This window comes from Hyalangium minutum, from assembly GCF_000737315.1.
GTDB classification, from domain to species: domain Bacteria; phylum Myxococcota; class Myxococcia; order Myxococcales; family Myxococcaceae; genus Hyalangium; species Hyalangium minutum.
In genome coordinates this window covers 1-13813 of sequence record NZ_JMCB01000026.1, presented here as the reverse complement: position 1 = coordinate 13813, position 13813 = coordinate 1, and the positions used below count along the sequence as shown (strand labels likewise).

Below are 13813 nucleotides of genomic sequence, written 5' to 3'. Positions count from 1 at the left end.
TCGGTGGCACCGATTCGCCACCGAGAGCCCCCTGCTGCCGCTCAGACCGCCGGTCAAGCGCTGGCGCCGCCCGCGAGCTTCGACTTGGCCACGAAGTGCGAGAACGCGCCCAGGAACTCCTCCATGGACACCGTTCCGCTCTTGTCGAGGTCGCACATCTGCAAGAACGCGTCGATCTCCTCGTCGTGGTAGCCCTTCTCGCGGAACTTGCCCATCACCTCCGGCACGTCCAGGACGCCGTCCTTGTTCGTGTCGATCTCATTGAAGATCTGGAGCATCGAGTCCCGCATCATCGACTTCAGGATCGCGTCGCGGAGCTCGAACTCCAGCACGTCCAGGAAGTTTCCTTCGGGGGTCGACAGGAGCCACGGGGCCATCGTCGTGGACCGGAGCACTGTCACCGTGGAGCCCGGCGACGCCGCGACACCGAGGCGCTTCTTGTAGTCCTCGATGAACGTCTTCCCGTAGTGCTCCTCGCTGAAGTCGGTCGTGCTCACGATCATCCCGTAGCCGTAGATCTCGTCCCCGGGATCGATGCTCAGCAGATCATAGATGGCCCGGTTCAGCCGGTTGGCCAGCTCCAGATCCGTGTTGAGCGAGCCGTCCGGGTTCCTGAAGTTCACGGCGTAGGTCAGGATGTTCTGATCGGGCCCGAGCTCGGGCAGGAGCGCCATGGCCTCGGGATCCGACAGGAGCTCCTCTTCGCTCCTCCGGTGGATGCGCTCGCGGATGAACTGCACATCGGCCTCGACGTCGCCGCCAGCGATCTCCGCCTGGAGCCGAGGGACCGGGACAATCACGAACCGGTCCTCTGGCCCAGCCATGCACAGGAGCCGCGCGTAGAAGCGCTTGCAGTTGAACAGCGCCCTCCTGTGGATCTGCCCGTAGCCGCTCCGCGTGGGCCGAATCACTTTGTGGCTCAGGTACACCGCCGCCACCGCGGCCCCCGGCTTCGAGCCCTCCAGTCCGTAGATGCCCACCGCGGGCTCCTCGTCGCCGTGGACGATATAGGGCGCCTTGAACGTCACCATGTCGCGCATGGCCCCGTTCCGGTAGCAGAGCGCCCCTGCCGGGTACGGGATGTAGCCCGACTTATGCGGATCCACCGTGATGGAGTCGGCCCTGGAGAGCGCCGAGAGCTGGGCCGTCACGTACCCGCTCATCCCCACCTCGGGCGGCGGGTCATGCGGTGTCTCCTTCTTGCGCGGACCCTCATCGGGGCGCAGCACGGAGGCGAAATACCCGCCCCAGGCGCCGTCCGCGTGGACCGTGAACGACAGCCCGCTCTTCTGCAGGGCGTGGCGCAGCTCGAGGATCCCCTTCAGCGGATCCACCGCGCTCTCTTCCGTGCTCCCAATCACACCGACCACCGTGTAGACCGGCCTCCGCGCCACGAGGCACTCTCTCAAGATGCGCTCGAGCTCCGGGAGGCTCATCCGCGCGTCGCGATCCACGGGCACGTCAATCACGTTCGCCGAGCCGAGGCCGAGGACCGCCGCCGCCTTGGGGAACGAGTAGTGCTTCGTCGCGGGGACCAGCACCACCGGAGAGGTCTTCACATCCCCCAGGTAGCGCCTCGAGAACTCGAGGACGCCGAGGTGCTGGACCGAGTGCTTCGACAGGGCCGCGGTGATGGTGTCGCCCGAGATTCCGTGCTCGGCCGTCAAGCGCCCGGGTAGGGCGAGGATGTCATCGACCTTGAGGTTGAGGAGTGACCACGTGTCGAGCGATGACAGCGGCTCGGTCTTCCCCTCGCACGTGGTGACGGTGAACGCGCGCGCCGCCGCGAGGGAGGGCTCGGCCTTGAGGGCCTCGCGCAGCGCGAGGGGATAGAGCTTGAGGTTCCGGGCGGACCAGATGGCCTCGATGTTCGCGATGGTGCCACCGCAGGTGATGTGCCCCCAGGGCCGGATGGCTCCCTTGGAGATGGCGTCCTCGTCGGGGATGCTGTAGCCGAGCATCCGGCACAGATCGTCTCCCACGATCATCTCGAGCATCGTGGTGGCGGTAGACCCCTCGAACGCGACGTTGTTGGGGTTGTAGAGCATGGCCGCGAAGTAACCGAGCACGCTGGGGAGCGTGGTGTCCCAGTTCATGTGGCCTTGGTACCGGCCGCTGAAGAAGGGGACGGACTTCTTGAGGAACGACAGGAGCGAGCGGAAGTTGTCCTTCAGCGAGTCCATCGCGTGGAGGTACGCCGGGTGCCGCTTGGATTGCTCGGTGATGTGCGTGGGATCCTGCGGGTGGAAGTTCCGCCGCCAGAAGGCGTGATCGCGGATGGCCTCGACCACCAGCCGCTCGAGCTCCTCGACGTTCTCGGCCTTGGTGCCCAGGAACCAAGCCTCGGGTGAGTGGGTGCCGGCCCCCTTGAGGAAGGGCCTCTCACCGAACTGGAAGGCGCGCTTCACACTGGACCCACCACTGCGGGAATTGGCGTTCGTCATGACTCCTCTTTCTTCACAAGGCTCTGCGCCGTGAGGGCGCGAGCGTAGGGAGGAGGCTTCGACGCGGTCAACGCATCCCGGATCCGGTATGGGCCGGAGCGCCGTAGTGGCTGGCTCGGGCGGAGGCTCGGCCTTCTGGAGGGAGCTTCACCTCGAACAGGTAGTCGTAATCCGCGTCGGACAGCTCGGGCACGGGCCGAGGGGCGCCCAGCGCGTCGATCAAGGAGAGCAGGGTGTTGGCGTGCCCCACGACCACGACCGTTTGGCCACGGTGCTGCTTGCGCAGACGCTGGACCCACAGGGCGGGCTGCTTGGCGTCATAGACTTGCGGCTCGAGCTTCCGGCTGGCCGCCAGCGGAGCGAGGGTGGCCCGGGTGCGGGCCGTGTCCGTGGTGTACAGGGCGGAGATGGGAGACTTCCGCAGCGTGTCGCGCAACGCCTGGGCGCGCTGCTGGCCCTCCGGGGTGAGGCCGGGATCGGCCAGGCCGGGCGTGAGGTCCTTCTCTGCGTGGCGCACGATGATGACCGTCGTGACCGCAGTGGATTCAGGTCCAGGCGCGCTGCTCGCGGCGCAGCCCGTGAGTACTCCGAGGAGGAACGCCAACACTCGAAACCGTGAGCGGAAGTCGGACATGGCCGCGGAGTATAGACGCGGATGCCATGGGCTCTTCCTGAACCATGGACCGTGAGTCCTCGCTCACGTCTGCTACTGTGGGGGCCTACCCATGAGGTTACCCCTGCGTGTTCCGACCCAATACCTTGGCTGTTGCGCTCGCCACGTGGCTGGCTGCCCTTGCCGCATCTGCCCAGACGGCGCTTGTGGGGCGCTCCGCTCCGCGCTCCGTCGTGCTCACGGGGCAGGCGAGCGAGTCACCGTTGATCTTCCTGGCGCCCGGCACCGTGACGGTGCTCCTCCTCGACGCGCCCCTGGTGCGGGAGGCGGTCGAGGTAGAAGGCCGGGCCCGCTTCGCGGTGGTGGATGTGGGGGATCGCACGGTCACGCTCTCTCCCGCCGTGGCGCTGGGGCCCTCGGAGCGGCTGGCGCTGCGCCTCACCTACCGCGAGGGGTTTCCTGCCAGCGCCGTGCTTCTGCTCACCGGGCAGCCGGGAGGGGCAGATGAGGTGGTCAACGTTCTTCGTCCGCAGCAGCCCGGCGAGGCGTGCCGCGTGGAGCTGTCCGCTCTGCACGAGCGGTGCGAGGCGCAGCGCCAGGAACTGGAGGCGTTGAAGGCACGGCCCGCCACGCTCAGCCCGGCCGCCTTTATGCTCGCAGGGGTCGTCGACGAGGGCGGCATTCGAGGACTGGACTTGAGTGCTGCGTGCTTCAAAGCCAGCGGTTCGTTTCGTGCCTCAGGGTGCAACGCGTTTGGGGCGGCCACCTGGACCGTGGCTGCCATCTATGTGAGCAACCTTGCCGGAGAGCCGTGGGCGCCTGCGTGGGCGGAGGTGACGCCTTCAGCAGGCGGGGCTCCGCGACGCGCTCGCGCGGTGCTCTCAGGCCAGGCCGTGATTCCCCCAGGGGCCTCCTCCCCAGTGGCCATCGAGGTGGAGATGCCCGAGAGGCAGCCTCCAGCACGGCTGACGGAGCCGCACACCCTGCGGGTGTGCAACGGTGACGGGAGCCGCTGTCTGTCCATTCCCAATGTGAAGCTGTAACAACAGGCGGGAGGTACGCGGCATGGTGGCGTCAGTGGATCCTTTGAACCTCCAGCCGGGCCAGATGGTGGATGTCTGGCGCATCGTCCGGTGCATCGGCAGAGGTGGCTACGCGGTTGTCTACGAGGTGGAGAAGGACGGACAGCGGTATGCGCTGAAGGTGGCCTGTCAGACCGAGCGGAGCCAGGACCCTCGGCAGACGGACGCACGCGCCCGCCGGGAGGTGGCCTGCCTGCAGCAGCTCCAACACCGCCACATCATCCGCATGTGGGCACATGGGCGCTGGCCCGACTCGCGCTCGGGCGTTCTCTACATCGTCCTGGACTTCGTGGACGGTTGCACGCTGGCGCAGTGGGTGGAACGGACCCATCCGACGCCGCATGAAGTGGTGGTGTTGTTCCTCAAGCTGTTCGACGCGCTGGAGCACATCCACTCGCGCAACATGTTTCATCGCGACTTGAGTCTGCGGAACATCCTGGTCACCCGGGAAGGCGAGCCGGTCATCATCGACTTTGGCGCGGCCGACTACGCCACCGCCGACGAGCTGACGGACGGACCGCTGCCCCCGGGGACACCCCGCATCCGCAGCCCGGAGGCTCAACGCTTCTGGAGGGCCCACCAGCTCGACCCGCAGGCCCGTTACACCTTCAAGGCCACGGACGACATCTTCGCGCTGGGGGCTGATCTCTATGACGTGCTCACCGACCCGTTGCCCACGCGCGGCGAGCGGAGGCCGCCGCTGGGGCACGCGGTGATGGAGCCTCCCACCCCTCATCAGGCCACTCAGGGAAGAGTTCCGCAGGAGCTGAGCCGCTATGCGATGACGCTCATCCACCGCGATCCCGAGGAGCGGCCCCAGACGGCGAAGGACGCGCGGCGCCCGCTGGAGGAATTCGCGCGTTTCACGGGAGAGGACTGGCGGGGCACGCCCGTTCACCCCATCGCCTCGCAACTGCCGCCCGAACCTTCCGAAGCGGCGGCCGCGCCCGTCGAGGAGGCTCCGCTCCCCTTGCGCCGGCCATGGCGGCGGCCTGTCATCGCCGGGGGGCTGGCCCTGGGGATCCTGGCAGCCGCTGTCACCGTCCTGCTGCACACGCCCGCCACGCCCCCTCCGCCTGCAGCCCCTGCAGGGGCCGAAAAGCCGACAAGCCGCCCCGCGCCGTTACCCTTGTTGCTCCCTACCCAGCAGGAGGCTCACCCTTCCGTGAAGCAACCCGACAATTCCCCCACGCTCACCCGCGGCGCTCCCCCTCCGCCACAGACCCAGAAGCCTCAACCCCGGTCCAGGCTCTCGAAGCTGGAGCGGTGCGCGCTCCTCGTGGCCTCTGCCGCATGGCTTCAAGCGGGCTGCTCCGGTGTCCAGACACGCCCAGAGCCTGGGGACTGCCCTGAGGAAGCCATCCGGGCGATGAAGGCGCTCGGGTGGGTACTCGATATCGACTACAAAACCCCCACCGTCATGATCGACGTGACCCGGCCGCACCCTAAAAAGGTGGGCATCGCGCAGACCGAGGAGAACGCCGTCATGGAGGTCAAGGATGGCCCCGTGACAGGGTCTCTGGTGTTTCCCTTCGGAAAAGCGCCGGAGGACATGCGGTTGGACGGGCACCTGTGGACGACAGGGGACCGCGTCTACGGTCACTATGTCCGTGCCCACCTTCCTGATGGGAGCACCGTTCCCGTCTGCATCGAGTTGCGTAGTGGCTTCGAGGTGGGCTTGGAGAAGAATCCGGGCTCGAAGCCCGGCCATGCCATCATCGATAAAGTGGTCGATGCCCGGGCCGTGACGAGGTGGCGCTGAGCCTGGTGGACGCCGCGTCCTACCTGCTGCGTCGTTCTCTTTTGACAGCACATGCTGGGTCGTGTTCGTGTCCGCGGGGCGGTGCCGCTTGGGCGCCGCGCGGAGGCAGTTGCGCATGGCCAGGTCTCTTCAAAGCTGGAGCATCCCGGGCGTCATCCTCTTCTCCCAGGGGGAGCTGTCGTATGAGGTGGATCTGTCTCGGCCGCTGGCCCAGGACCTGGCGCAGTCGAGGGTTGGAGAGCGGTGCATCCCCGCCTGGGAGCGCACGGAGAAGAAGCGCCTGCGCGAGGTCCTCGTCCGCACCTTGCCCGCGGCTTCCGGCCTGGACGAAGTGCAGTTCCGGATGCGCGCGCGGCTCCGCGAGGAAGCGCGGCTGGCCACCTTCCTGCGTCATCCGAAGATCGCCCGCACCTTCGGGCCCTATGAGATCCAGGGTGTCCTCTACGTCGTGACCGAGCGGGTGGCGGGGGCCTCGCTCAACACGCTGATCAACCAGTCGATGATGCGCGAGGTCGTCTTGTCCCCGGCATTCTGTCTGTACGTGGGGGCCGAGGCGGCCAGCGCTCTCCACCATGCGCATACGTGCACGGATGAGACAGGTGCGCCGCTGGGCATCGTTCATCGGGACGTGAACCCGGCGCGAATCTTCCTGGGCCCCGAGGGCGGGGTGCTGCTGACGGACTTCGCTCGTGCGCGTTCCTTGCTGCCGGGGCGGGTGGCCACCACGCTCCCGCGTCCGCAGGGGGACGTGTTCTATTGCTCACCCGAGGCGCTGCTCGGCGAGGAGCAGGATGCGCGCTCGGATTTGTTTTCGCTGGGGCTGGTGCTGCTGGAGCTGGCCACCTGGCATCATGTGTACAACCTGGGCCACCTGCGGCCCTCGGAGCTGGAGGCGGCGTTGCCGCCCCAGGTGAAGAGGCGGGTGCTGGAGGCCTCCTTCATGGCCACGCGGGCAGAGCTGCCGGAGCATGCGGAGGACTGCATCCTGCGGGCGGCCGCGTTGACGCGGCGGGATGTGGAGGAAATCACCCAGCGGCTGGCCGAGCCGCTGCGCTCCATTCTCCGCCGGTTGCTCCAGCGGCAGCCGGAGGAGCGCTATCCGTCGGCGGCAGCCGTGGAGGCGGATCTTCGGGCGGGCCTCGAAGGGCTGGGCGTTCCCTATGGAGCGCAGGAGGCCCTGGAGGAGGTGCTCGAATCGCTCACGGATGTTGGCGTGCCCGCCCGTCGCGCCGAACAGGCCCGCGGGTGACGAGCCTGCCAGTCCATCAAATCAACACGCGCAACCTGGACCCTTGCGACACGTCTTGCTGCAGGAGATGCAGGAGTCCCCGCACGGACACCCCGTCCTGCACACCTTGCAGCAACTGCGGGCCGGGGCGTAGCTGGGCGTTGGAGGAGGGGAGTACTCCTCGCGCGCAGGAGTGGCCGCTGGAGGCGGCAGCGCCGCTGGGCGGGTCGCGGAGGATGATGCCGACCCAGAGGTGGGCGCTGCCTTCTTTGCGGTGGGCTTGGCGGCTGCCGCCTTTTTCTTCACGGCAGGCTGCGGCGCTGTTTGCGGCACCGGAGCTGGCGCGGTCACCGCAGGTGTGGGCGGAGGAGCCTGCTGTGCGCGCGATGAGGATGAGGAAGGAGTGAAGACGCTGTAAGCACAGCAGCTTCCGATGAGAGCAAGCGGGACGAACCATTGAGCGAAAGACCCGCTGCTCTTCTTTCCCGTGTTCGGTGGCTGCGCCATCCCCTCAGGCTACCGGACCGTGCGAGGAACCTGCGATGCCCCTTGGGGCAGGGTGTCATTCAGCGCTCGGTATAGACGGCCGCCCCTTCTCTCGGACACGTCTCCGCTGATCCTTCCACATATGAAGCGCAAGGGCTCAGCCGGGTGCTAGGCAGTTCGGAGACCGTAGAGTGCACGCAGCTCTGTAAGAACTCGAGCGCCAAGCTGCTGCGCAGCAGCTCGGCCCAATCCAGTCGCGCCATGCGCTCCTTCTTCGTTTCCGCCTTCGCTGCTGCCTCGGGCGGTGCGCTCGCCTCTTGTTCTTTCGGCTCGCCTCCGCCATGGGGAGCGGCGGGTTCGATTCCCGCCTCCACCCCTTTTTTACCTCGGTGTTACGGATGGCTAGCGGCATCCTCCATCCATGTTGCACGTATGTCGCACGCGGACGCAGCGGGCCGGTCGAGCACCCTGACCGCATCTCTGCACGTGTCCGGGCCTGAGGTGAGCGTAGCGCTCGGCCATTTCGATGGTGACGTGTCCCATCAACTCCTGAATGGCCCTGCCGACAAGCAGGGGGAACTGGTGCAACACGCTGGCGAACTCCGCGCGCGGCTCCTGGCCCATTCTTCCCACGTGTTCACGGGTGAGGGCCGCGCGAGAGTCTCGGACAAACTGGGATCGGCGGTGAGTCTGGCCGGGTGCCTTACCAACACGGTGATGATTAGCCTGCTTGAAGACAAGGCTGCCATGACGGCAGAGGAACAGGCGCGCTACGCCGACGACCTGAATATTGCTGAGCTTGCTCGAGCCAACGTAGCGCGGAAGTCACTGTCCATGGACCGGCGGAGCCTATCTGCGAGCGATTTTGAGAATGACTTGGACCTCTCTCGTGGCTATGGTCCGGTTCACCTTCAGTGAAGGCAGTCATGATCCTTGGCACTCACACCAAAGAACTGCCGCAAGCGTGCGGAAGACATTTGTGAAGTCTCACTCATGAGAGATGAAATGAAGATCAAAACGACTCTGGCTGCTGCCATGTTGATGACCGTGCTCGCGGCGAGCGAGGCCTGGGCGGACCCGTGCACGCTCACCGTCAATCAGTCCAGTTCGGCTTACATCTATGTCGGGCAGTCCTTCACCTACGAGGTGAACGTCCCCTACCCCCCCGGCCCCTATGCGGGGCCGATGGTGCCGTATTATCATAGTTTTTTCTCGATCGTGTTCTACGGCACCAAGAATGGAGTCGAAGATATCCCGGGCGGTGAGACCTACCCCGCGCCTCTCTCCGGATTTGGGACTACGGTGCTGACCGGGTATGGGAATCCAGGCGGCTACAGCGGGAACTACCAGCGATATGCCAAAGTCATCAACAATGTGAACGGAAACTTGATCTGCTGGACCAACGTCGTCTGGGTCTATCTGCAATAACGCTACTGGCCGCTGCGGCGCGTTCACACACTCGCGCCGCAGCGTGAGCCGGGTCGGTCAGGATGTGCCGGTAGATAACGCCCGCGGCCATGACTTCGATCCGCGGGCGGCTCATCAGCCTGTCCCGTGGATTGGGGCGCGCTCAGTGGTAGTCCCGCCAGGAGAGCGCTCTGGCCTACCGCATCCAGCAAGCCGCCGCGAGGCCCAGCGCTTGCCACGAGCGCCAGCGCTCACCACGTCCGCCATGTCGCACGTATGTCGCAGGAGCCTGCGGAACGGGCTGGAACAGGACGGGACGAAACGGGACGCGACGGGATACCCATTCCCAAGCATTCCGAGCGGTTGCGAGGTAAGGGCGCGATTCTGCTAGAGGTTTCGCACTGCCCGGCGCGGGTTCGATTGCCGCCGCTTCCAAGCAGAGCAACCCGCCGCTTTCAAGGCGCCACCCTCTGAGAACGGGACTGCGCCCGCATTTTCGGGACCAAATCCGGTTTTTGGGACCCAAAAAGGACCAAACCGGAGACGGAAACGACATGAGCAAGACGTGGATCGGCAAGTGGAAGCGTATGCTGGCCCCGCCGGCCGCACCCAGCCCACCGTGAGGGGTTCCGTTGCAAGCGCTCCCGTACTGTGCGTAAAATTTAACAATGTCGCCTGCTCGCTCAGTTTTCCGCCTCTTCAGCTTGACATTTGTCTTCACCGCGATACTCGGCTCCACCGGATGCCACGAGGACCCCCCTCCGTTCGATGGCAACGGGAAAGCGGTCTGTGGCGACGGGTCTACCGATTCCCCGGAGTCTTGTGACGATGGGAACACGGCCGGCGGAGATGGTTGCTCGAATAAGTGCCTGACCGAGAGTGGCTGGAAGTGCTCTCAAGAGCCCAGCGTCTGCACGAACGTCGACGACTGTGCCGCCCAGCCTTGCCTCAATGGCGGATCCTGTACGGACGGCGTCAATGGCTACACCTGTCAATGTGCAACGGGTTATTCGGGAACGAATTGCGAATCCAACATCGATGACTGCGCCGCCCAGCCGTGCCTCAACGGCGGAACCTGCGCGGACGGCGTGAACAGCTACACGTGCCAGTGCGCCCCCGGTTACTCCGGCGCTACCTGCGAAACCAACGTCAACGAGTGCGAGTCCAATCCGTGCCTCAACGGCGGGACGTGCACGGACGGCGTGAATGGCTACACGTGCGCATGCACCCCCGGCTATTCGGGCGCGACCTGTGCCACGGACGTCAATGAGTGCCAGCCCAACCCTTGCCTCAATGGCGGAACGTGCACGGACGGCGTGAACAGCTACACGTGCCAATGCGCCCCCGGTTATTCAGGCCCTGGCTGCGCTACCAACATCAATGAGTGCTCACCCAATCCTTGCCTCAATGGCGGAACGTGCACGGACGGCGTGAACAGCTACACGTGCCAGTGCGCCCCCGGTTACTCGGGCACCACCTGCGCCACCAACATCAACGAGTGCTCGCCCAATCCGTGCCTCAACGGCGGGACGTGCACGGACGGCGTGAACAGCTACACGTGCGCATGCGCTCCCGGTTACTCCGGCGCCACCTGTGCCACCAACATCAACGAGTGCTCACCCAATCCTTGCCTCAACGGCGGAACGTGCACGGACGGCGTGAACAGCTACACGTGCGCATGCGCTCCCGGTTACTCCGGCGCCACCTGCGCCACCAACATCGACGAGTGCTCGCCCAATCCTTGCCTCAACGGTGGAACGTGCACGGATGGTGTGAACAGCTACACGTGCGCATGCGCTCCCGGTTACTCGGGTGCCACCTGCGCCACCAACATCGACGAGTGCTCGCCCAATCCTTGCCTCAATGGCGGAACGTGCACGGACGGCGTGAACAGCTTCACGTGCGCATGCGCCCCTACCTACGAAGGGGCCACGTGTCAGAGCTGCAGCGGGACGCTCGCGGACTGCAACGGACTTGTCTCCGACGGCTGCGAAGTCAACCTGCAGAGCGACGCCGCGCACTGCAATGTTTGCAGCAACGCTTGTGATATGGGTCAGATCTGCTCGAATGCAGCGTGTCAGACTCCGCCCTCAGGCCAGGTGCCCGGAACGCCCATCAACTTCCCCGCACCGCACAATCCGCTCGCTCCAGCAGTCGCGGACGTGAACAACGACGGGAAGCTCGACATCCTGGTCGCCAATGCCGAATCCGGCTCGGCCGCGACCCCCTCCGGATCGCTCTCCGTGTTTTTCGGCAATCGCGACGCCACCGTCCAGGCCGAGCATTACTACACCGGCGCTCCGCTCTCGAGTAATGCCGTCGTGGCGGCCGATGTGGACGGCGACGGGTGGCTCGATGCCGTCACGGTCGACGGCCAGACCAACCTGTCGTCGACGAACGGGAGCATCAGCGTTTATCTCAATCGCGGCGCGAGTGCCCCTGGACTGTTCGGGACGCTCACGAGCTTCACCACCGGCGCTCCAGGATCCGTTCACCTGTGCGCGGGAGATTTCAACGGGGATGGGGCTGTCGACATCGCGACGACCAGCGTGACGACAAGCAACGTGAGCATCCTGTTGAATGACGGCGATGGTCATTTCAGCGTGTCCTCGCCGCTCATCGCCATCCCCTCCACGGGCGGCGTGCAGTCAACCATCGCTTGCCGAGACCTGAATGGTGACGGCGATCCCGACATTGTCGTGACGAGTCCCTCCTCGGCGCGTCTCAACCTCCTCATCAATCAAGGCAATGCTTCGTTCGCGGCCCCTGTTTCCTATACCAATAGCCGAAATGGCCAGACGGCTGGCATTGCCTTTGGCGACGCTGACGGAGACGGGAATCTCGACATCCTCTCGAATGGTGCGGCTGGAGCGTACCTGTACGTCTTCAAAGGCGCTGGCAACGGGACCGTGGCATCCGGTGTGGACTCGGCTACAGGAGCCTCGGCCGTCGCCAACTCGGCCTTGGGCGTCGTCGCCAGTGACTTCAATGGCGATGGGAAGCTGGATGCGTACATCCTGGTCACCGCGACGACGGGTGGCGTTCGTCCCATGACGGGCAGCGGCACGGGAACGTTCACCTCCGGGACGCTCGTCACGACGGGCAGTTCCCCCGGTCTCAACGCGATTGCCATTGCCGACATGAATGCTGACGGCTACGTCGATCTCATCTTGACCAACAAGGGTTCCTCGACCCTGACCATCGTCCCCAACGGCCTCTGACGCTCTCGTCCGGCAATCGGCTGCGGCGCTTCTTGCTGCACCCGCTGGTGCGGCTCGGGATCTCACTCCTGGCCGCGCTCGCGCTGGTGCTGCTGCTGTCCATCGCCACTGCGGGGGTGACGATGCCGATGGGGGGCCTGGGCCGTCAGCTCCTCAACTCGCTGCTGACCTGCGTGGCGGCCCTCGCGGCGATGCTGGGCGTGGGCCGCTACCTGGAGCGCCAGGGGCCTGCGCGGCTGGGGCTTGGGCTCCAGGGTGCGGGGCGTCACGCGGCCTGGGGCCTGGGACTGGGGACCGGGTTGATGGGCGCGGTGGCCGCGGTGCTCACGGTTCCCGGGTGGATCCACTGGAGCGCGGGCCCTCCGGGCACGGTGCTCCAGCATGGGCGCGAGATGCTCCTGTGGCTGGCGATCTTCCTCTTCGCGGGCATCTTCGAGGAGGTGATCTTCCGGGGCATTTTCTTCCGGCTGCTCGAGGAGTGGCTGGGCTCGGGCGTGGCTCTCCTCGTGAGCGGTGCGCTGTTTGGGTTCGTTCACATGAACAACGAGCACGGCTCCGTTGTGAGTGCCATGGCCATCGCGGTGGAGGCGGGGCTGCTGTTGGGCGCCTGCTACATGCTCACCCGCTCGCTGTGGTTCCCCATTGGGGTGCACATCGCGTGGAACTGCACGCAAGGCGTGGTGTTCGGGCTGGCGGTCTCCGGGGGCGCCGTGCACGGCGTCTTCGAGGGCCGCGCGGTGGGGCCCGAGGTCTGGACGGGCGGAGCTTTCGGACCGGAGGCCGGTGCCGTGTCGATCGTGCTCTCCACGCTCGCGGGCGTGGCGCTGGTGGTGGCGGCCAGGCGCCGGGGACAGTGGCGGCCGCTCGCTCCGCGCCAAGCTCCAGCGGAGGCTGTGTCGGAGCCCGATGCTAGGTGACCTCCCGCCAGCAAGGGCGAGAAGGAGGGCAGGGATGGGACGGGCGAGGGTGGACAGGCAGGGGGCGACGAGCAGCTCGTCCTTGCAACTCTCGCAGCGCACCCGCGCGAAGCCGTGCGCCAGCACTCCGCATTCCAGGTACCGGGCGAAGTCCCGCTCCACATACCGGGGCAGGCCGCGCCCTACCTCGCTGGCTTCCGCCAGCAATGTGGCCAGGTTCTCCCGCACCGCCTCGTACAGCACCGTCCCCTCCGGCTGCCTTCGCCGGTACGCCCACCCGTGCGTTCCCACCTGCCCCTCCCCAGCCACACCTCGCCAGGGCACACGCTACCGTCCGCCTCCCACGGGCCCCCGTGGAGCCCCTGCCTGCTTGTGGGATCGGGGCCTATGAGAGCAAGCTACAGCAGACCCGCGCTGGAGGCGGCGGGTTCGATTCCCGCCGCCTCCCTCCCGAGAATTTCCGCCAGCCTCGAAAAGGAACGGCTGTTTCCGCTCTCGGGAGTTCAGTCCTCCTCAGAGCCCAGGCCCCACTGCTTGAGCTTCTTGAAGAGGGAGGAGCGGGCCAGGCCCAGGGCCTTGGCGGTGTGGTCCTTGCGGTAGTGGTAGCGGCGCAGGGTGCTCTCGATGAGCTGACGCTCCAGCCGCTGCATCAT

General features: G+C 66.1%; 10 protein-coding genes. 7 read left to right on the top strand and 3 right to left on the bottom strand.

The window, feature by feature from the left end; translation table 11 throughout:
- Positions 1–53: 53 nt before the first annotated feature.
- Both DB31_RS40550 and DB31_RS40545 read right to left on the bottom strand, forming a co-directional pair.
- Complete coding sequence (locus DB31_RS40550) at positions 54–2444, bottom strand: EF-hand domain-containing protein (protein WP_044198490.1); 2391 nt, start codon at positions 2442–2444, stop codon at positions 54–56.
- A gap of 67 nt (positions 2445–2511) precedes the next feature.
- Positions 2512–2961 (bottom strand): histidine phosphatase family protein, encoded by a 450-nt coding sequence (locus tag DB31_RS40545; RefSeq protein WP_169787163.1) that lies wholly within the window; start codon positions 2959–2961, stop codon positions 2512–2514.
- Positions 2962–3185: 224 nt separating this feature from the next.
- Between DB31_RS40545 and DB31_RS40540 the strand changes: the two genes are divergently transcribed.
- From DB31_RS40540 to DB31_RS40505, 7 genes are all read left to right on the top strand, one after another.
- The gene (locus tag DB31_RS40540; RefSeq protein WP_044198487.1) at positions 3186–4100 is read left to right on the top strand and encodes a DUF2381 family protein; all 915 of its coding nucleotides are present in this window, start codon (positions 3186–3188) and stop codon (positions 4098–4100) included.
- A 22-nt stretch (positions 4101–4122) separates the two neighbouring features.
- Positions 4123–5901, top strand: coding sequence for a serine/threonine protein kinase (locus DB31_RS40535; RefSeq protein WP_044198486.1), 1779 nt, complete (start codon positions 4123–4125; stop codon positions 5899–5901).
- Positions 5902–6016: 115 nt separating this feature from the next.
- Complete coding sequence (locus tag DB31_RS47390) at positions 6017–7150, top strand: serine/threonine-protein kinase (protein WP_083969187.1); 1134 nt, start codon at positions 6017–6019, stop codon at positions 7148–7150.
- Positions 7151–8047: 897 nt separating this feature from the next.
- The gene (locus DB31_RS40520; protein ID WP_044198484.1) at positions 8048–8533 is read left to right on the top strand and encodes a hypothetical protein; all 486 of its coding nucleotides are present in this window, start codon (positions 8048–8050) and stop codon (positions 8531–8533) included.
- Between the two features lie 87 nt (positions 8534–8620).
- Positions 8621–9043: a hypothetical protein gene (locus DB31_RS40515; RefSeq protein WP_044198483.1), complete on the top strand. Its 423-nt coding sequence runs from the start codon at positions 8621–8623 to the stop codon at positions 9041–9043.
- Between the two features lie 1067 nt (positions 9044–10110).
- Complete coding sequence (locus tag DB31_RS40510; RefSeq protein ID WP_420806747.1) at positions 10111–12243, top strand: FG-GAP-like repeat-containing protein; 2133 nt, start codon at positions 10111–10113, stop codon at positions 12241–12243.
- Positions 12244–12275: 32 nt separating this feature from the next.
- A complete protein-coding gene (locus tag DB31_RS40505) occupies positions 12276–13160 on the top strand; it encodes a CPBP family intramembrane glutamic endopeptidase (protein ID WP_052420639.1) in 885 nt (294 codons plus the stop codon).
- A 503-nt stretch (positions 13161–13663) separates the two neighbouring features.
- Here the strand turns inward: DB31_RS40505 and DB31_RS51750 are convergent.
- Complete coding sequence (locus DB31_RS51750) at positions 13664–13810, bottom strand: helix-turn-helix domain-containing protein (RefSeq protein ID WP_420806748.1); 147 nt, start codon at positions 13808–13810, stop codon at positions 13664–13666.
- Positions 13811–13813 lie beyond the last annotated feature (3 nt).

What these genes read in the sequence shown, in the direction of transcription:
- DB31_RS40535 (WP_044198486.1), top strand. Translation starts at nt 4,123, where the DNA reads ATGGTGGCGTCAGTGGATCCTTTGAACCTCCAGCCGGGCCAGATGGTG.
- DB31_RS40550 (WP_044198490.1), bottom strand. Translation starts at nt 2,444, where the DNA reads ATGACGAACGCCAATTCCCGCAGTGGTGGGTCCAGTGTGAAGCGCGCC.
- DB31_RS40515 (WP_044198483.1), top strand. Translation starts at nt 8,621, where the DNA reads ATGAAGATCAAAACGACTCTGGCTGCTGCCATGTTGATGACCGTGCTC.
- DB31_RS51750 (WP_420806748.1), bottom strand. Translation starts at nt 13,810, where the DNA reads ATGCAGCGGCTGGAGCGTCAGCTCATCGAGAGCACCCTGCGCCGCTAC.
- DB31_RS40520 (WP_044198484.1), top strand. Translation starts at nt 8,048, where the DNA reads ATGTCGCACGCGGACGCAGCGGGCCGGTCGAGCACCCTGACCGCATCT.
- DB31_RS47390 (WP_083969187.1), top strand. Translation starts at nt 6,017, where the DNA reads ATGGCCAGGTCTCTTCAAAGCTGGAGCATCCCGGGCGTCATCCTCTTC.